Here is an 18972-nt window from a genome sequence, read left to right on the forward strand (position 1 = left end):
ATCAGCGCCGAGTTGCTAGCAGACCAATCAAAAATCCAACGCCAGCCGCGATGCCCACTGACTGCCAAGGGTTTGTCTGAACATACTCTTCGGTGGCGACCATGGCGGCCTGGCCACGGGCTTCCAACGTTTCCTTGCCTTCTTCCAGGGACTCGCGGGCTTTGAGCAGGCTTTCTTTGATTTGCTCACGCAGTTCGTCGACCTGGTCGCCAGCCAAAGACGCAGTGTGTTCCAGCAGACGTTCGGTATCGCTGACCAGGGCCTGGAAATCCGCCATCAGTATCTCTTGAGCATTCGTTGCTGTTTTGCGGGCCATGATGAACTCCGTTAGTGGCTTCTTGATGGTTCGAGTGTAAGCACTCGTTGAAGGTTCACTGCATTTCGCGGGGACCGACAGAGTCGGTCAAGACAGTAGCTTAAATTACTCAGCCTCGCGGGAAAAACCGGGAACGTCACGGGAATCGTCCTCTTCAAAACAGCCTTCCAGTAAGTGATAACGGCCAAGCCGGACTTCATCCACTCGACGCTGCACGGTTTTTTCCGGCAGACCGAGCATGATCAGTGCGTGGGAGGCGAGCATCAGGCTCGACTCCAGCAACTCCGGCACGACCTCAGTAGCGCCTGCGGTCTTGAGTTCAGTGAGCAGGCTGTCATCCCGGGTTCTGACCAGAACAGGTACCGTGAGTGTAATGCGTCGGGCTTCCTTGAGTACGTTCATGGCAATCTCGGTGTTATCCACCGCGATGACCAGCAGACGTGCACGGTCCAGACCCACCGCGCGCAATAGATCCCCTCGACGGGCGTCGCCGTAGTGCACGCTGCTGTCGGTTTTTGTTGCTTCCTGAATGCGATCCGGGTCGTAGTCCAGCGCAATGAAGTCCAGCCGTTCCTGGCGCAGGAACCGGCCAATTGACTGCCCGACGCGACCATAACCGCACATCACCACGTGCCCTTGCAGCTCAGCGCTTTGAGCGGCGATGTCTTCCAGTTCGGCCTCCTCAAAAGACTTGTGATGCAGGCCAGCGGCGATTTTCGGCGCAGCGCGCAGCAGCAGAGGGGTGAGCAGCATTGACGTGAACGTGGCAGCCAGCAAGTGGCCCGCCATATCCGGCGGGATCAGCGAGTTCAGCTGCATTTGCGCCATCAGCGCAAAACAGAACTCGCCACCTTGAGCCAATGCCAACCCGCTGCGCCAGGCTGTTTCACCATCACTGCCTCGCAACTTGACCAGCACCGCGACCACGCAGCCTTTGATCAACATCAGGGCCAGTGTCAGCCCCATGATCAAAAAGCCGTCATGGATGAACAGTTGCAGGTCGATCAGCATGCCGATACTGACGAAAAACAGGCCGAGCAGGATGTCGCGGAAAGGGCGGATATCGGCTTCGATCTGATGCCGGTAGTGACTTTCACCCAGCAGCATACCCGCCAGGAATGCGCCCAGTGCAGGCGACAGGCCGAGCAGATGAGTGAGCCAGGCCGTCAGCAGGACGATGACCAGCGCGAGCATGACGAACAGCTCGGCGGAGCGGGAGGCGGCCACCTCGTGAAACAGCCGTGGCAGCACGTAACGGCTGGCGAGCAGCAGGCCGACGAACAAAATGATGGTCTTGCCCAGGGTTACCGGCAAGGCCCAGTACCAGACCTGATCGCTGCTGCCCGCGAAAACGGGCACCAACGTCAACAGCAGAACCGCGACCACGTCCTGAAACAGCAACACACCGATGGCATTCTGGCCGTGGCGGCTGAAAATTTCGCCCAGACTGGTGAGCTCTTTACTCACGATGGCCGTGGATGACAGCGCGAGCCCGGCACCGAGCAGAAATGCGGCAGTGGGGTTCATGCCAAATGCATACAGCAGGCTGCCCAGCGCGGCAGTGGTGCAGGCTACTTGCAGGCTGCCCAGGCCAAATACTACTTTGCGCAACGCCAGCATCTTGGGCAGCGAGAACTCCAGTCCCAGCGAGAACAGCAAAAAAACCACCCCCAACTCGGCCAGGTCAGGCAGGTCAGGGCTGTCGTTGATCCAGTCCAGCGCTGTGGGGCCAATCAGCAGGCCGACACACAAATAACCCAGAACCGGCGGTAGCTGCAGGCGCCGGAACAGAGCGATGACCACCAGAGATGAGGCCAGGATGATGAGCAAATTGGCAAACACTAAGGGCTTCCTTGTCAGTACGAGTACACAAGTCGCAAGCAATCAGAGGCTGAGGCCTGACAACGCAGTCACAGACTCTATCAATTGCTACAGCATGGCGCTGATGCACATCATCGCTTAACGCGAATTCTTCCGAGTGTGGAGCAAGCGTAGTCGCACGATGCTGACGGGGGGCTGCATTCAGAAAATTCTCCGGGTCGACGCGAACTGGCAAGGCTCTTAAACTGAAGGCCTATTTAACCAAGGCCGTTATTTATGCCTCCCGAATGTCAACTGTTCGGCACATTGGGCTGCCATCTCTGCGAAATTGCCGAAGAGGTCGTCATGCCTTTGGTTGAGCATGGGCTGATGGTTGAGCTGGTCGACATTGCCGACAGTGACACCATGTTTGAAGTCTACGCTTTGCGGATCCCGGTTCTGCGTCGTATCGATACCGGTGAAGAGCTGGGCTGGCCGTTTGATACCGAGCAGGTCGTGCACTTTCTTCGCTAAAGACGGCTGCCGGCGTGGCTGGCAACCCCTCAGGCCTAGGCCATCGCCAACCGCTGAGTGATAATCGCGCATTGTATTGATCCCTCCGAGTTTTCTATGTCGACCCAGCCGTTTAACGCCGCCGAGCACCAAGCCAGTACCTTGTATCTGCCTCCTGGCACATGGCGGACGGTGGTTGACTGTTTGTGCGAGCACTTTCAGGCCATCAGTCGTGAGCAGTGGCTCGATCGCATCGCCCGTGGCCGGGTGCTGGATGCCAGCGGTGCGCCGATTGGCCTTGAATTGGGGTACAAGGAAGGCCTACGCATTCACTACTTTCGTGAAGTGCCCAACGAAGTGCCGATCCCGGTGCAAGAGACCATTCTGTATGCCGACGAGCATCTGGTGGTGGCGGACAAACCGCATTTTCTGCCAGTGACACCTGCCGGTGAATACGTTGAGCAAACCCTGCTGCGGCGCTTGATCCGAACCCTGGATAATCCGCACCTGGTGCCGCTGCACCGGATTGATCGGCACACGGCGGGGCTGGTGCTGTTTTCTGCCAATCCGCAGAGTCGCTCGGCTTACCAGTCGTTGTTTCCGACCCGCAGGATTGAAAAGCACTATGAGGCTATCGCCCGGGCCTTGCCGGATCTCGAATTGCCGCGGGTACATAAGAGCCGCCTGGTAGAAGGCGAGCCTTTTTTTCGCATGCAGGAAGGGCCGGGCGTCAGAAACACCGAGACTCGGGTCGAGGTCTGTGAGAAAAATGCCGACTTGTGGCGCTATGCTTTATATCCGGTGACAGGGAAAAAACATCAGCTGCGGGTGCATATGGCTGCATTGGGGGCCGGGATCTGTAATGACCCGTTCTACCCGGACGTGCTCAAGGACGCGCCGGATGACTATGCCAATCCGCTGAAACTGCTGGCCCGGAGCTTGCGGTTTGCCGACCCGCTGACCGGCGAGGAACGCTACTTTGAAAGCCGGATTCGACTGGATTGGTGATGTGCGTCGTCCACAAGCAACAAAACCCGCACAGGGCGGGTTTTGTTTTGACGTTAAGGCTTACAGCTCTTTAACGGTGCGCACCTGATCTTTGTTGATGCGGGTTTCTTTACCGTCCAGTTGCTTGAACTGGTAGAAGCCCGAGTCCTCATCGTACTGTGGTGTATCGGTTGCCTGAATTTCGCGGCCGTCGTTGAGCGTGATCACTGTCGGCGAAGCACAGCCAGCAAGAGCGGCCATGCCGGCAGCGAGCATAAGAGCAGCGAGAGTCCGATGTGTCATGGTGTTTCTCCAACAAATGAATGTACTTTTTTTAAATGACTGTCCCTGAGACGTATACATCGTCCGCAAGTTCCTTGGCTAGTGGCGTTCATGCGCCAGGACTGCCTGGCAGAGCAAGTCCGGGGGGCTGAAACTGCTCGTTCGAGGGCCATTCTCTGCGCATTGCCAGGCCTGTGCATTGAGCTGAAGCATGATTTTGTGCGGGCTGCGCACACCCGGCTGCCAGGCCGGCGCGAACGCGGGTGCCAACCTCGCGAGCAACGGGGTGGAGCTTTGAAACGGGTTCATGCAGGACTCTGCTCCACCCGATAAAAGAGGCCTGTGATATAACTCAGGGCTGATTTTTCTACTCCCTGGACCTCGACTATGAAAGCCAAGGTTGACGCACCTTTCGTCCCTTTGAACATCGCTGTGCTGACAGTCAGTGATACGCGTACCCTCGACACCGACACCTCTGGGCAGGTCTTTGTCGATCGTCTGAATGCATCCGGCCACCAGTTGGCGGCGCGAGTATTGCTCAAGGATGATCTCTACAAAATCCGCGCTCAGGTGGCAACCTGGATTGCCGATGAGCACGTGCAGGTGGTGCTGATTACCGGTGGCACCGGATTTACCGGCCGCGACAGTACGCCCGAGGCGGTGAGCTGCCTGCTGGACAAGCAGGTTGATGGTTTTGGCGAGTTGTTCCGCCACATTTCGCTGGCAGACATAGGCACTTCGACCGTGCAGTCGCGAGCCTTGGCCGGCTTGGCCAATGGCACGCTGGTGTGTTGCCTGCCGGGTTCAACCAATGCGGTACGCACCGGTTGGGACGGCATTCTGGCCGAGCAGCTGGACTCACGACATCGTCCCTGCAACTTTGTGGCCCATTTGAAGCAGGCACCGGCCTGTGACTCTCGTGGGTAAGCCGGGTCGCACCGGTGCGCTGATGCCTCTTGAGGAGGCCCGAGAGCGTCTGTTGGCGCTGGCGCACGCATCGCCTGTCCGCGAAAGCGAGTCGGTGGCGCTGGCCGCAAGCGAAGGGCGGGTCCTGGCCCGCGATCTGATTTCAACCCTCGATCTTCCGCCCTGGCCCAACAGTGCAATGGACGGTTACGCGCTGAACCTGGCTGACTGGACAGATGAGCCGTTGGCAGTCAGTCAACGTGTTTTCGCCGGGCATGCCCCCGAACCCTTGGCTCCGGGCACCTGCGCGCGGATCTTTACGGGGGCTCCGGTGCCGGTGGGTGCCAACTGCGTTGAGATGCAAGAAAACGCCCAGGTGATGGCTGACGGCCGAGTGCTGTTCACCGAAGCCTTAAAGGCAGGCCAGAACATTCGTCCCCAGGGCCAGGAAACCACGGTTGGCGAAATCGTACTGCCTGCCGGGACCCGCCTCGGACCGATCGAGCAAGGGCTGGCAGCGTCCTTGGGATGTGCCACGCTGGACGTGATCCGCCGGTTTAAAGTCGCGGTCCTGTCGACGGGGGATGAGCTGATTGAGCCTGGCCAGCCTTTGGGGCCGGGGCAAATTTACAACAGCAACCGCAGGGTGCTGTGCAGTTGGTTGGCCCGACTGGGGTGTGAGGTTATCGATGCGGGCATCCTGCCTGACGACTTGCCCGCGACCCGCCAACGCTTGGCGGAGCTGGGTGCAGCCGACCTGATTTTATCCACGGGCGGCGTTTCGGTCGGCGAGTCGGATTTTCTCGGCATGGCCTTGCGTGAGGCCGGCGAACTTGACCTGTGGAAGCTGGCAATCAAACCCGGGAAGCCTCTCACCTTCGGGCATTTCAACGGAACCCCGGTCATTGGCTTGCCAGGCAATCCGGCTTCGACGCTGGTGACCTTCGCGCTGTTGGCTCGCCCTTATCTGTTGCGTCGCCAGGGAGTGCAGGCTGTCGACCCGCTGACGTTCCAGGTGCCGGCCGGGTTTGCCTGGACCAAGCCCAGTAACCGCCGGGAATACTTGCGCGGGCGATTGGAGAACGGCCGCGCGGTGATCTACAAAAACCAGAGTTCGGGGGTTTTGCGCAGCGCGGCCTGGGCCGACGGCCTGGTGGAGGTCCTTGAAGGCAGTACGCTGGCGGAGGGTGACCCGGTCGGCTTTATCCCGTTGAGCGAAGTCCTGGGCTAAATCGAGCCGTGACGGGCCGGGCAGTCAGGCGCTGCCCGAATCAGTCTCCAGCGGCATCCGGCCATAAATGTCGGCGAAACGCACGATGTCGTCCTCGCCGACATATTCCCCGCTTTGCACTTCGATCATCATCAAGTCCACGGCGCCCGGGTTGACCAGTCGATGGTGCTTACCGGGCTTGATAAACGTGGACTCATTGGTGGCGAGCAGGTATTCGAGATCGCCATTGGTCACCTGTGCGGTACCGCTGAGGACGATCCAGTGCTCGCTCCGATGCTGGTGCATTTGCAGGGACAGTGCGCCCTGGGGTTTGACCACGATGCGTTTGATCTTGAACCCCGGACCTTCTTCCAGCACGGTATACGAGCCCCATGGGCGCGTAACGGTGCGGTGCAGGCGGTAGGCATCATGGCCTTGGCGTTTAAGTGCCTGGGCGATGAACTTCACTTCCTGACTGCGTTTGCCGTCGGCAACCAGCAAGGCATCCGGGGTGTCGATAATGATCAGGTCATTGAGGCCGACCCCGCCCACCAGACGTTTGGGTGAATCGATGTAACAGTTATGCACATCGTGCAGCACGTGTTCGCCATTGCACTGGTTGCCATTGCTATCTCCCGGGCTCAGCTCGCGCACCGCCTGCCAGCTGCCGATATCACTCCAGCCTAATTGACATGGAACCACAGCGACTTTTTGCGAGTGCTCCATCAGCGCGTAATCGATGGATATGTCGGGTACCTGGGCGAAGGTACGGCTGTCCAGTTCGAGGTGGAGTTCCTGTTTGCCTTTAAAGATCTGGCTCTGCTCAAGGCAGTTGGCGACAGCGCTCAGCAACTGCGGCGCATGGGTCTTGAGTTCTTGCAACAGGCTGTCGACGCGCATGCAAAACATACCGCTGTTCCACAGGTGCAAGCCGCCGTCGAGATATTGCCGGGCTGTTGTCGCATCGGGCTTCTCGACAAAGCGGGCCACGGCAAAGCCCTCGTTGTTCAGCGCCTGACCTTTCTCGATATAGCCAAACCCGGTTTCGGCCTTGGTCGGCTGAATACCGAAAGTCACCAGCCAGCCTTCGTCGGCCAGTCGCCGGGCAGCGTCGACCGCTGCGCCGAATGCGGCAAGGTCCGTGATCAGGTGATCGGCTGGCAGTACCAGCAAGTGCGCCTCTGCTCCATGATGCCGGGAAACATGCAAGGCGGCTGCGGCGATTGCCGGAGCGGTATTGCGGCCGAAGGGTTCAAGGATGAAATCCAGCTCGACGTCTTCATCGTTCAGCGACCGGTAATCATCGAGGGTACGGAAAAACACGTCGCGCTGGGTCACCGTCAGCAGTTGACCTGTATCGCACAAGCCAACGGCGCGGCGAAAGGTTTTTTGCAACAGGCTCTCGCCATCCTGCAAGCACATGAAGGGTTTGGGCATGGCCTCGCGCGACACTGGCCAAAGCCGGGTGCCCGCGCCACCCGCGATGATGCAGGGGATGAGGGTGCTCATTCAGAAGGCCTCTTGATCTCGGGATTGTTGCCAGTAGGGTCGTTCATTGTGCTAATGAAGTATCAAATGCTGCGGCGGGTGAGTGGCTTTGTGCTCAAGTCTGACGGGTTTTGCGGCATTGAGCGAAGCTTGAATGCAACGGGCAGGCAGCCGAAGAGGAAAACGCCTACAAATCTAAGCTACAGAGATTGCGTATTTATGGGCTTTTTCAGTTTGTTTGTTGTCCATAAAAATCAGACACACATTCCGAGGGATGACACATGAGTGCAGGTAAGGCGTTTTTGATTTTGCATGGCAAGCAAGCACTCAATGAAGACGTGCGTGCGGCCGTTGAGCACCGGCGTGAGCTGGGCTGGGAACTGGCGGTGCGACTGACGTGGGAAGCGGGTGATGCGCAACGGTTGGTGCAGGAAGCGCTGGCGGCTGGCTACACCCATGTGATCGCCGGAGGCGGTGATGGCACGCTGAGGGATATTTGCGAAGCCATGGCCTTGGCCGATACCGAGGCCAGTCTGGTGCTGATGCCGCTGGGGACCGCAAACGACTTTGCCCGCGCCGCAGGTGTTCCGCTGGACCCGCGCCAGGCCCTGGATCTGCTGGATGCCCCCGTTCGTCGCATCGACCTGGGGGAGGTCGGGGGTGAGCTGTTCTTGAACATGGCAACCGGTGGCTTTGGCAGCCAGGTCACGGCCAATACATCGGAAGACCTGAAAAAGGTGCTGGGCGGTGCGGCGTATCTGTTTACCGGACTTTCGCGCTTCAGTGAGCTGCATGCCGCCTACGCCGAGTTACAAGGCCCGGACTTCCACTGGAGGGGCGAATTGCTGGCGCTGGGAATCGGCAATGGTCGTCAGGCCGGTGGCGGTCATGAACTGTGCCCGGGTGCTCTGGCCGATGACGGCTTGCTCGACATCAGTATCCTGCCGGCGCCACAAGAGGTGGTGGGTACGTTGAAAGGCTTGATGGAGGGCGGCTGGGGCCTGGACAACATGTTCATCCGGGCGCGTTTGCCCTGGATTGAAATCAAGTCCTCCGAAGGCCTGTCGATCAACCTCGACGGCGAGCCTCTTGAAGGCGACAGCCTGCGTTTCAGCGTGCGTCAGCAAGCCTTGAAAGTCCACTTGCCGGAGGACTCCCCGCTGCTTGGTCAGCCCGGCTGACACATAAACGCGAGACCTGGCGTCAAGATCCGTGCAAGTCAGCCGATAACGCAGGACATCACGTTCTTACGCCCAGGAGTTATTCATGGCCGGTATTCTCGACACGGTAGACCAGCGCACGCAGTTGGTCGGTGAAAACCGACTGGAGCTGCTTATGTTCCGCCTGGGAGGTCGACAGCTGTTTGCGATCAACGTGTTCAAGGTGCAAGAAGTGCTGCAGTTGCCAAAACTGACGTTGATGCCACACCGCCACCCTCACGTGTGCGGAGTGGTCAACCTTCGCGGTAAAACGCTCCCCGTGATCGACTTGTCCCAGGCGATCGGCATGCGGCCGCTGGTGCCAGGTCCCGACAGCACGATTATCGTGACCGAGTACAACCGTTCGGTGCAGGCGTTTTTGGTGAGCGGTGTGGACCGTATCGTCAACATGAACTGGGAGGCCATTTTGCCGCCACCGGCGAGTGCCGGACGCCACCATTACCTGACTGCCATTAGCAAGGTCGAAGAGCAACTGGTCGAAATCATCGACGTCGAAAAAGTGCTGGCCGAGATCGTGCCCTACAGTGCCAAGGTTTCCCGCGAAAAACTGGACGATCCAATCCTTGAGCGGGCGCGCGGGCGTGAAGTGCTGTTGGTCGATGACTCCAGTGTGGCGTTGTCCCAGTTACGCGAAACCCTGTCTCAACTGGGGATCAAAATGCACGTCGCCAGTGACGGGCTCAAGGCCTTGAACCTGCTCAAGGGGTGGGCTGATACGGGCGAAGACATAACCGACAAATTGCTGATGATATTCACCGATGCCGAAATGCCGGAAATGGACGGTTACCGCCTGACCACTGAAGTTCGTAACGACCCGCGGTTGCGTGATCTGTACGTGGTGCTGCATACCTCGTTGTCCGGAAGCTTTAACGAATCGATGGTGAAAAAGGTCGGTTGCGACAATTTCCTCTCCAAGTTTCAGCCGGACAAACTGGTGGATGTGGTCCGTCAGCGCCTGCTGCGTGACGAAGAGCCGGCGTGATCCACAACGAAGCAGCAACAGCGGCTGGCGACTCGTATACTGTGGCGTTTTTGAACTTGGCAGGGAGCTGACCAATGCTGCGTTTAAGTGCGCTTTATCGTTTTCCGGTGAAATCTGGAAAAGGCGAAAGCCTGTCTCAGGCCCGACTCGACAAACTGGGTCTGGCAGGTGACAGGCGCTGGATGTTGGTGGACGAAGCGAGCGGGCGCTTTCTGACTCAGCGTTCCGACCCCGGGCTGAGCCAGCTCACGGCCTTGTGGAATGCCTCCGGCGGGCTGACGTTGAGCGCCCACGGCCTTGATGCGCTGGAGGTCCCGGTGCCGGATGCCGAAACCGGCTTGCGTGGCGTCACGATCTGGCGCGATACCTTGCGCGTACCGGATGCAGGTGATGCTGCCGCTGACTGGCTAAGCCGTTTTGTTGGCAAATCGGTGCGGCTGGTGCATGTCCCGCTCGAGCGTGCGCGCACCACCGAAGCGGGTTATGGCCGGGATGATGACAAAGTGGCGTTTGCTGATGGCTACCCGCTGCTACTGATTGGTCAGGCGTCGCTGAATGATGTTTCGCACAAAGTTGGGAGGCCGCTGGAGATGCTGCGCTTCAGGCCAAACCTGGTGATTGAAGGCAGCGAAGCCTTTGCCGAGGACGGCTGGAAGCGCATTCGCATCGGGGATGTCGAGTTCCGAGTGGTCAAGCCCTGTTCACGCTGCATTCTGACCACCATTGACCCGCAAACCGGTGTGCGTGACGAGCAGCGTGAACCGCTGGCGACCTTGATGACCTATCGCAAGCAGGCAGAGGGGACAATGTTCGGCCAGAACCTGGTGAACGACGGCAACGGCCTGTTGGAAGTCGGCATGCCGGTGACGATTCTCGAATAATCCCCCGCTTTGTAGGGGCCGAGCTTGCTCGCGATCCAGACGTCGCGGAGCTCCCTGCGAGAACGCAGTGATGCCATCGCGAGCAAGCTCGGCTCCTACAGGGGCCGGGCGGTGCTCAAACCTCTGTAGGAGCGAGCTTGCTCGCGATCCAGATGTCGCAGGACTCCCTGCAAAAACGCGGTGATGCCATCGCGAGCAAGCTCGGCTCCTACAGGGGGCGGGTGGTGCTCAAACTTCTGTAGGCGCGAGCTTGCTCGCGATCCGGGCGTCGCGAATCTCTCTGTAAAAACGCGGTGATGCCTTCGCGAGCAAGCTCGGCTCCTACAGGGGCGGGGTGGTGCTCAAACCTCTGTAGGAGCGAGCTTGCTCGCGATCCGGACGTCGCGGAGCTCCCTGCAAGAACGCGGTGATGCCATCGCGAGCAAGCTCGGCTCCTACAGGGGCGGGGCGGTGCTCAAATTCCTGTAGGAGCGAGCTTGCTCGCGATCCGGACGTCGCGGAGCTCCCTGAGAGAACGCGGTGATGCCATCGCGAGCAAGCTCGGCTCCTACAGGGGCCGGGTGGTGCTCAAACTTCTGTAGGAGCGAGCTTGCTCGCGATCCAGACGTCGCGGAGCTCCCTGCAAGAACGCGGTGATGCCATCGCGAGCAAGCTCGGCTCCTACAGGGGCCGGGTGGTGCTCAAACTTCTGTAGGAGCGAGCTTGCTCGCGATCCAGGCGTCGCGGAGCTCCCTGAGAGAACGCGGTGATGCCATCGCGAGCAAGCTCGGCTCCTACAGGGGCCAGGCGGTGCTCAAACTCCTGTAGGCGCGAGCTCAGTTCCTGCAAGGATCATTGGTCATCAAAATATCGCTCGTGCCAGTCCACCAGCGGTTGCGGTACGTTGAGCTTTTGGCCGTAGATCACCGAATATGACAGCACGTTTTGTACGTACTGGCGGGTTTCGTCGAAGGGAATGCTTTCGATCCATACGTCGAAACCCAGGTGGTTCGCGCCTTTGAGCCATTGGCGAACACGGCCGGGGCCGGCGTTATAGGCCGCTGATGCCAGAACCCGGTTGCCATTGAACTGGCTGTGGACCTGGCTCAGGTAGGCTGCACCCAGCTGGATGTTTTTGTCAGGGATCAGCACTTGCTGGGGCGAAGCCAGCGGGATGCTGAATTTTCGTGCGGTCTCTTTGGCGGTGGCAGGCATCAACTGCATCAGGCCGGTGGCGCCCACGCCAGAACGGGCGTCGGCCATGAATGCACTTTCCTGACGGGTAATGGCGAACACCCAGCTCGAGTGCAATCCGCGCACCTTGGCTTCACGCACCAGTGTGTCGCGGTGAGCCATCGGGAAGCGAATGTCCAGGTCATCCCAATACTTGGCCAGGCTGATGGTGCGAATTGCCGGGAAATACCACTGCATGTCGTAGGCCAGCTTGGCCTGGGCGACCATTTCATCACGGCTGAACAATCGGCTGACGTGGTACCACTCGCGACGACCATCCACGATTTGCCCGCGATCATGGAATTCCAGAGCGCGCTGAATACCCGGGGTGTTGCGTACTTTTTTGATCACCTGCGGGCTGAGCATCAACGGACGGTTGTTGAGCTGATAGGGTGTTTGCGCCCGGTCGGCGGCCAGGAAGCCATAAAAGTCACGCTCTTTGGCCACGGTCTTGAACAGGGCCTGAGCTTGCGGGTTCTTGGGCTCGGCCAGCTCAAGGCTGCGAGCTTGCCAGTAACGCCAGCGGCTGGTCGTAGCCAGATCTTGCGGCAGCTTGCGGGTCAACTGGTAGGCGTCTTCCCAGCGGGCCAGGCGCAACAGCAGGCGCAGGCGCCATTCGGTGACGGTGTTGTCCCGCAGTTCAGGGTCGTACCGGGTCATGATGTCCAGGCCGCGGCTGTCGTAGCGGCGGGCGAACGTCAGGCCGATTTCCCGAGCGATGGCGACTTTTTCGTCGCGGGAGAAATGCATGTTGGCGGCATAGGTGTCGAGCAGGGATGCGGCTTTTTCCGGATTTTGACGTGCCAAGCGGCGCAGGCCCAGGCCAACGGCGTCAGACATGGCCTCGCTGGCCGGTAGAAAGCGCGAAGGCTGGCTCAGCATGTCGGGCTTCTGCGCGACATCAATCATCAGTCTTGCCTGTGGGCCCAGGGTGTTGAGGCCATTGGCCAGAGAAGTGGCCAGCCCGTAATTCCGGGCTTCGGCCGCCAGTTTCACCCGCTGCCAGCGTTTTTGCTCGGTCAACTGGCCCTCGGCGGCCCACTGGCTGAACAATGCATCACAGGCGGCAGGCTGAGCCTTGCCCACCAGCCACAGTTTCTCGGCGGTGGCATAGCCTTCTGCCTTGAGCTTGTGCTGGACCTGATACTGGCCGTTCAGGCAGTCCAGTTCAGTGAAGTTGAGCTTGGGGTCGTAGTACTTGGCAAAGGTTGCCCAGTCGCCACGCTCGGCCAGCCAGCGCAACCAGCGCAATTTCATCCAGTTGGCCTGGGGCAGATCGCCATGGTCGGCGAGGAACCGTTCGATTTCCTGATTGCTGGCCGATTTCAGGCGCGCCGTCAGCTCGTCGTAGGCCAGGTAAGGCGTCAACGGATAGGTTTTCAGGGCGTCGGCATTGCGCAAATACGGCCCGGAGTCACCCTTGCCCAAGGCCCGTTTTGCATCGTCATACAGCTGGCGTTGTTGGGTAAGGTCTGCGGCCTGGGCGTAGTGCGCGGCGCAGCCAGTGAGAAGCAGGCAGGATAAAAAGTTGAAAAGACGACTGCGCATGAGGCTTCCGTACTGATGAAAATGCGACAAGTGCAGGGACGCCCGGCACTGATTGGGTCGTAGCTTAGCCTTTTGCCAGCGGGTCGTGAACGGCTTGTCGGCCAACGGGCACAACTTGGCACTAAATGAAGGCAAGAGGGCTGCGTGCAGTAAATACCCGGCCGCCCGAGGCCTCAAATCAGGTAGAATGCGCGCCCAGTTTTTGGAGAAGCTCATGACCCTGCTCAAATTCAGCGATGTGTCCCTTGCTTTCGGCTCTATGCCGTTGTTGGACAAGGTGTCCTGGCAGATCGCCCGTGGAGAGCGGGTGTGCATCATCGGCCGCAACGGCACCGGCAAGTCCAGCATGATGAAGCTGGTTAAAGGTGATCAAAAGCCCGACGACGGCTCTGTCTGGCGCGCACCCGGCCTCAAGATTGGCGAATTGCCGCAAGAGTTGCCGGTTGCCGACGAACGGACCGTGTTCGACGTAGTGGCCGAAGGTCTGGACGGTGTGGGCGAACTGCTTGCGCAGTACCACCACCTGAGCCAGAACATCGTGACCGATGCCGATCTGGACAAGCTGATGCACGTCCAGCAAGACCTCGAAGCCCGTGACGGCTGGCGCTTGCAGCAATTGGTCGATAGCACCCTGAGCCGCTTGCAGCTACCGGCTGACAAAACGCTTGCAGAATTGTCCGGTGGCTGGCGTCGACGCGTCCTGCTGGCGCAAGCACTGGTTTCCGAACCGGATCTGTTGCTGCTCGACGAACCGACCAACCACCTGGACATCGGCGCAATCGCCTGGCTTGAAGAAGCCCTGAAGGATTTCCAGGGCGCGGTTCTGTTCATTACGCACGACCGTTCATTCCTGCAAAACCTGGCGACCCGGATCCTGGAACTGGATCGTGGCGGCCTGATCGACTGGAACGGCGACTACGCCAGCTTCCTGGTTCACAAGGAAGCGACCCTGGCGGCTGAAGAAACGGCTAACGCCTTGTTCGACAAACGCCTGGCCCAGGAAGAAGTGTGGATTCGCCAGGGCATCAAGGCGCGCCGTACCCGTAACGAAGGCCGTGTTCGCGCGTTGAAAGAATTGCGCGTCGAGCGCAGCGAGCGTCGTGAGCGCACCGGTAAAGCCAACATCCAGCTCGACACCGCCGACAAGTCCGGCAAGCAGGTGATGGTGCTGGAAAACGTCAGCTTTGCTCACCCGGGTGGTCCGTTCCTGCTCAAGGACTTCTCGATGGTGCTCCAGCGCGGCGACCGTATCGGTCTGCTGGGTGCCAACGGTACGGGTAAAACCACGCTGTTGAAACTGATGCTGGGCGGTCTGACGCCTACCGAGGGTACGGTTGAAGAGGGCACTCGAATCGACGTAGCTTACTTCGATCAGTTGCGTCACCAGTTGGACCTGGAAAAAACCGTTATCGATAACGTGGCTGAAGGCCGCGACTTTATCGAGATCGACGGCCAAAGCCGCCACGTGCTCAGTTATCTGGGCGACTTCCTGTTCAGCCCTCAGCGTGCCCGTACGCCGGTCAAGGCGCTGTCAGGTGGTGAGCGTGCGCGTCTGTTGCTGGCGAAGCTGTTCAGCAAGCCTGCCAACCTGCTGGTACTGGATGAGCCGACCAACGACCTGGACGTTGAAACGCTGGAGCTGCTGGAGGAGGTTTTGCTGACCTTCAAAGGCACCGTGCTGATGGTCAGCCACGACCGGGCATTCCTCGACAACGTGGTGACCAGTACTCTGGTGTTCCAGGGCGAAGGCAAGGTCCGCGAATACGTGGGCGGCTATCAGGACTGGCTGCGTCAGGGCGGTTCACCTCGCCTGTTGGGCGTGACCGAGAGCAAGTCCGGCAAAGCCGACTTGAACTCTGCCGTAGTGGAGGCCGCTCCGGCACCGGTTGCTGCCGCTCAGCTTGCACCTGTGGCAAAAAAGAAGCTCAGCTACAAGTTACAGCGCGAGCTGGAAGCCTTGCCGGGTGATATTGATGCGAAAGAGCAGGCGATTGCTGTCGTTGAAGCCGAAATGGCGGATTCAGGCTTTTACCTGCTGCCTGCGGCCAAAACTGCAGAAGTGATCGCCAAGCTTGAAAAGCTGCAGGCAGAGCTTGAGCAATTGGTCGAGCGTTGGGCTGAGCTGGATGCCTGATTGAGCGCCTGCTGATATGAAAAAGCCCGGCACCTTGAACAAGGTGCCGGGCTTTTTTGCTATGGCGGGCGTGTGCCCTTATTCGGCTTTCTTCAGGCTTACAGCCAGAACATCGCAGGGTGCACCATGCAGTACGTCGTTGGCGGTAGAGCCCAGCAGCAGTGCCAGGCCGTGACGGCCATGACTGCCGACCACGATCAGGTCGCAGGCTTGCGCTTTGGCCAGGGCATGGATTTCCTGGCGCGGCTGACCATAGGTCAGGTGGCAGTTGTCTTTTGAGAGCTGCGGGTATTTGTGGATAAGGCGCTCAAGGCGTTCCTTGGCCTGATCGAATTGTTGTTGCTGCAATTGTGAGAGGTCCATTGGCACGTCGCCACCAAACGCCATGGCCATTGGCTCAACGATATGTACCAGTGACAGTTTGGCTCCGTTAGCCTTGGCGCTTTCGCTGGCGCGGTTGATCACGGGGTCACATTCTTCGGTCAGGTCGACGGCGACCAAAATATGTTCGTAGGGCATGTGAGTCGCTCCTGTAAATGGCGATTAATTATGAGTATGGACCTTTTACAAGGCCTTGCTTCAAGTCAGGGTCACTCGTTTTTCAAGTAATGAGAGTACAGATATGACGGTATGGATAGTGGTGTCAATCCTGGCGCTGGTTTTGAGCCCCCTGGCGTGGTTGCGACCCTCTCGAAGTCAGAGTGGGCGCATGAACCTGCGCATGGAAGCACGACGCATGGGGTTGGCTATGCAGCTGGCGCCTCAGGAATGGCCTCACTGGATCGAACCCGAGCCGCCTAGCCCCTGCGCGCAGTATCACCATCCGCGGCGCAGTACTAAGCCAGATGTATGGTGCTATTGGCAATCAGTACCGGGAAAATGGCTCAATCGCTGGCAGGAAGAATGCGTGGATCCCCACCTGCTGGAACAGTTCGGCAAGCTGCCGGGCAACGTATACAAGATCGAGGCCGATACGCAGATGATTGTGCTGGTCTGGGGCGAGAAGGGCGATGCTGACGTATTGAAAGCGATTGATCAGGTCCTGAGGGCTCTGGCGTGATACAGGCAGCGGCTGCAGCGTTTGTCATCATTGTTTTGGACAATTGACAATCGATGGCTTTTCCGTGAAGGTGTCGTCACCCAAATCAAACGGGCGTATGAATCGAGTGTTTGTCATGTCAGACAACGCTCACATAACCCCGACTATCGCGTTGGCGGGTGTGCCTGACGGATTGGCGTTAGCATTGACGCAAAGGTCAATGACTGCCAGACGCTAGCGTCCGACGTGTACTGTTCAGCTTCCATATCGTGGAGATCAGTTGATGATTTACGAAGGTAAAGCCATCACGGTAACGGCTCTTGAAAGCGGCATCGTCGAATTGAAATTCGACCTCAAGGGTGAGTCCGTCAACAAGTTCAACCGTCTAACCCTGAACGAATTGCGTCAGGCAGTGGATGCGATCAAGGCAGATGCTTCGGTCAAGGGTGTCATCGTTTCCAGCGGTAAAGACGTCTTTATCGTCGGCGCAGACATCACCGAATTCGTCGAAAACTTCAAGTTGCCGGATGCCGAGCTGATTGCAGGCAATCTCGAAGCCAACAAAATCTTCAGTGATTTCGAAGACCTCAACGTACCGACAGTTGCGGCCATCAATGGCATCGCACTGGGTGGCGGTCTCGAAATGTGCCTGGCCGCGGACTTCCGGGTCATGGCCGACAGCGCCAAGATTGGCCTGCCTGAAGTCAAGCTGGGCATTTACCCGGGTTTTGGCGGCACCGTTCGCCTGCCACGTCTGATTGGCGTCGACAATGCTGTGGAGTGGATTGCCTCCGGCAAGGAAAACCGCGCTGAAGATGCGCTGAAAGTCAGCGCCGTTGATGCTGTGGTTGCCCCCGCTCAATTGGCGAATGCCGCGCTGGACCTGATCAAGCGCGCCATCAGTGGCGAGCTGGACTACAAGGCCAAGCGTCAGCCGAAGCTCGAGAAGCTCAAGCTCAACGCCATTGAACAAATGATGGCTTTCGAAACGGCCAAGGGGTTCGTGGCCGGCCAGGCAGGCCCGAACTATCCTGCCCCGGTTGAAGCGATCAAGACGATCCAGAAAGCCGCCAACTTCGGTCGTGACAAGGCGCTGGAAGTGGAAGCTGCCGGCTTTGCCAAGCTGGCCAAGACGTCCGCTTCGCAGTGCCTGATCGGCCTGTTCCTGAACGATCAGGAACTCAAGAAAAAGGCCAAGGCCTACGACAAGATTGCCAGGGACGTGAAGCAGGCAGCCGTACTTGGCGCAGGCATCATGGGTGGCGGTATTGCCTATCAGTCGGCCTCCAAAGGTACGCCGATCCTGATGAAAGACATCAATGAACACGGCATCGAGCAGGGCCTGGCGGAAGCCGCCAAGCTGCTGGTTGGTCGCGTTGATAAAGGTCGTATGACCCCGGCGAAGATGGCTGAAGTGCTCAACGGCATTCGTCCTACCTTGTCTTACGGCGATTTCGGCCACGTCGACCTGGTGGTCGAAGCGGTAGTCGAGAACCCGAAGGTCAAGCAAGCCGTGCTGGCTGAAGTGGAAAACCACGTCAAGGAAGATGCCATTCTGGCCTCCAACACCTCGACCATTTCCATCAGCTTGCTGGCCAAGGCCCTCAAGCGTCCGGAAAACTTTGTCGGCATGCACTTCTTCAACCCGGTGCACATGATGCCGCTGGTTGAAGTGATCCGTGGCGAGAAGTCCAGCGATCTGGCTGTAGCAACCACCGTTGCCTACGCCAAGAAAATGGGCAAGAACCCGATCGTCGTCAACGATTGCCCGGGCTTCCTGGTCAACCGCGTGCTGTTCCCGTATTTCGGCGGTTTCGCCCGCTTGGTCAGTGCCGGTGTCGACTTCGTGCGCATCGACAAGGTCATGGAAAAATTCGGCTGGCCAATGGGCCCGGCTTACCTGATGGACGTGGTCGGCATCGACACCGGTCACCACGGCCGTGACGTCATGGCTGAAGGTTTCCCGGATCGCATGAAAGACGATCGCCGCTCGGCGATTGATGCTCTGTACGAAGCCAAGCGCCTGGGTCAGAAAAACGGCAAGGGTTTCTATGCCTACGAGGCAGACAAGCGCGGCAAGCAGAAGAAAGTCGTTGATTCGAGCGTGCTTGAAGTGCTCAAGCCGATCGTCTACGAGCAGCGTGAAGTCACCGACGAAGACATCATCAACTGGATGATGATCCCGTTGTGCCTGGAAACCGTGCGTTGCCTGGAAGACGGCATCGTTGAAACCGCAGCCGAAGCCGATATGGGCCTGGTCTACGGTATTGGCTTCCCTCTGTTCCGTGGCGGCGCCCTGCGCTACATCGATTCGATCGGTGTTGCAGAGTTCGTGGCCCTGGCCGATCAGTACGCTGACTTGGGCGCGCTGTACCACCCGACTGCGAAGCTGCGTGAGATGGCCAAGAACGGCCAGAGCTTCTTCGGTTAAGCGCCCCATTAGAGTGAGAGTGA

At 58.9% G+C, this 18972-nt stretch carries 17 protein-coding genes; 10 read left to right on the forward strand and 7 right to left on the reverse strand.

Annotated elements, in window-relative coordinates; translation table 11 throughout:
- Nucleotide 1: 1 nt before the first annotated feature.
- Both DQN55_RS06515 and DQN55_RS06520 read right to left on the reverse strand, forming a co-directional pair.
- A complete protein-coding gene (locus DQN55_RS06515; RefSeq protein WP_048382310.1) occupies nucleotides 2–316 on the reverse strand; it encodes an ElaB/YgaM/YqjD family protein in 315 nt (104 codons plus the stop codon).
- A gap of 105 nt (nucleotides 317–421) precedes the next feature.
- The gene (locus tag DQN55_RS06520; protein WP_048382311.1) at nucleotides 422–2158 is read right to left on the reverse strand and encodes a cation:proton antiporter; all 1737 of its coding nucleotides are present in this window, start codon (nucleotides 2156–2158) and stop codon (nucleotides 422–424) included.
- Between the two features lie 255 nt (nucleotides 2159–2413).
- Between DQN55_RS06520 and DQN55_RS06525 the strand changes: the two genes are divergently transcribed.
- Together DQN55_RS06525 and DQN55_RS06530 are read left to right on the forward strand one after the other, a co-directional pair.
- A complete protein-coding gene (locus DQN55_RS06525) occupies nucleotides 2414–2650 on the forward strand; it encodes a glutaredoxin family protein (protein ID WP_048382312.1) in 237 nt (78 codons plus the stop codon).
- Nucleotides 2651–2746: 96 nt separating this feature from the next.
- On the forward strand, nucleotides 2747–3637 hold the full coding sequence (locus DQN55_RS06530; protein WP_048382313.1) for a pseudouridine synthase: 891 nt from the start codon (nucleotides 2747–2749) through the stop codon (nucleotides 3635–3637).
- A gap of 60 nt (nucleotides 3638–3697) precedes the next feature.
- On the opposite strand, the gene DQN55_RS06535 is transcribed toward DQN55_RS06530, so the two are convergent.
- Both DQN55_RS06535 and DQN55_RS06540 read right to left on the reverse strand, forming a co-directional pair.
- Complete coding sequence (locus DQN55_RS06535; protein WP_048382314.1) at nucleotides 3698–3919, reverse strand: YgdI/YgdR family lipoprotein; 222 nt, start codon at nucleotides 3917–3919, stop codon at nucleotides 3698–3700.
- 78 nt (nucleotides 3920–3997) lie between these two features.
- Nucleotides 3998–4207, reverse strand: coding sequence for a hypothetical protein (locus DQN55_RS06540; RefSeq protein ID WP_048382315.1), 210 nt, complete (start codon nucleotides 4205–4207; stop codon nucleotides 3998–4000).
- A gap of 78 nt (nucleotides 4208–4285) precedes the next feature.
- On the opposite strand from DQN55_RS06540, the gene moaB reads away from it, so the two are divergent.
- The gene (moaB, locus tag DQN55_RS06545; RefSeq protein WP_048382316.1) at nucleotides 4286–4825 is read left to right on the forward strand and encodes a molybdenum cofactor biosynthesis protein B; all 540 of its coding nucleotides are present in this window, start codon (nucleotides 4286–4288) and stop codon (nucleotides 4823–4825) included.
- Nucleotides 4809–6035, forward strand: coding sequence for a molybdopterin molybdotransferase MoeA (locus tag DQN55_RS06550; RefSeq protein ID WP_088500032.1), 1227 nt, complete (start codon nucleotides 4809–4811; stop codon nucleotides 6033–6035). Before moaB ends, DQN55_RS06550 begins: the two co-directional genes overlap by 17 nt.
- Nucleotides 6036–6059: 24 nt before the next feature.
- On the opposite strand, the gene DQN55_RS06555 is transcribed toward DQN55_RS06550, so the two are convergent.
- Complete coding sequence (locus DQN55_RS06555) at nucleotides 6060–7523, reverse strand: mannose-1-phosphate guanylyltransferase/mannose-6-phosphate isomerase (RefSeq protein ID WP_048382317.1); 1464 nt, start codon at nucleotides 7521–7523, stop codon at nucleotides 6060–6062.
- 260 nt (nucleotides 7524–7783) lie between these two features.
- Between DQN55_RS06555 and yegS the strand changes: the two genes are divergently transcribed.
- From yegS to DQN55_RS06575, 3 genes are all read left to right on the forward strand, one after another.
- A complete protein-coding gene (gene yegS, locus DQN55_RS06565) occupies nucleotides 7784–8683 on the forward strand; it encodes a lipid kinase YegS (RefSeq protein ID WP_048382319.1) in 900 nt (299 codons plus the stop codon).
- A gap of 85 nt (nucleotides 8684–8768) precedes the next feature.
- A complete protein-coding gene (locus DQN55_RS06570; protein WP_048382320.1) occupies nucleotides 8769–9704 on the forward strand; it encodes a chemotaxis protein CheV in 936 nt (311 codons plus the stop codon).
- Nucleotides 9705–9778: 74 nt separating this feature from the next.
- Nucleotides 9779–10585 carry an MOSC domain-containing protein gene (locus DQN55_RS06575; protein ID WP_048382321.1) on the forward strand — a complete coding sequence of 269 codons (807 nt, stop codon included), beginning with the start codon at nucleotides 9779–9781 and terminating at the stop codon, nucleotides 10583–10585.
- 831 nt (nucleotides 10586–11416) lie between these two features.
- Here the strand turns inward: DQN55_RS06575 and DQN55_RS06580 are convergent.
- Nucleotides 11417–13345: a transglycosylase SLT domain-containing protein gene (locus DQN55_RS06580; protein ID WP_048382322.1), complete on the reverse strand. Its 1929-nt coding sequence runs from the start codon at nucleotides 13343–13345 to the stop codon at nucleotides 11417–11419.
- 214 nt (nucleotides 13346–13559) lie between these two features.
- Here DQN55_RS06580 and DQN55_RS06585 point away from each other — a divergent pair, with 214 nt between their 5' ends.
- Nucleotides 13560–15479, forward strand: coding sequence for an ATP-binding cassette domain-containing protein (locus DQN55_RS06585; protein WP_048382323.1), 1920 nt, complete (start codon nucleotides 13560–13562; stop codon nucleotides 15477–15479).
- Nucleotides 15480–15557: 78 nt separating this feature from the next.
- Here DQN55_RS06585 and DQN55_RS06590 read toward each other — a convergent pair whose 3' ends face one another.
- The gene (locus tag DQN55_RS06590) at nucleotides 15558–15998 is read right to left on the reverse strand and encodes a universal stress protein (RefSeq protein ID WP_048382324.1); all 441 of its coding nucleotides are present in this window, start codon (nucleotides 15996–15998) and stop codon (nucleotides 15558–15560) included.
- Nucleotides 15999–16101: 103 nt separating this feature from the next.
- On the opposite strand from DQN55_RS06590, the gene DQN55_RS06595 reads away from it, so the two are divergent.
- Together DQN55_RS06595 and fadB are read left to right on the forward strand one after the other, a co-directional pair.
- Nucleotides 16102–16539: a hypothetical protein gene (locus DQN55_RS06595; RefSeq protein ID WP_048382325.1), complete on the forward strand. Its 438-nt coding sequence runs from the start codon at nucleotides 16102–16104 to the stop codon at nucleotides 16537–16539.
- A 262-nt stretch (nucleotides 16540–16801) separates the two neighbouring features.
- A complete protein-coding gene (fadB, locus tag DQN55_RS06605) occupies nucleotides 16802–18949 on the forward strand; it encodes a fatty acid oxidation complex subunit alpha FadB (RefSeq protein WP_048382326.1) in 2148 nt (715 codons plus the stop codon).
- Nucleotides 18950–18972 lie beyond the last annotated feature (23 nt).

The sequence above is a fragment of the Pseudomonas taetrolens genome, from assembly GCF_900475285.1.
Classification (GTDB): domain Bacteria; phylum Pseudomonadota; class Gammaproteobacteria; order Pseudomonadales; family Pseudomonadaceae; genus Aquipseudomonas; species Aquipseudomonas taetrolens.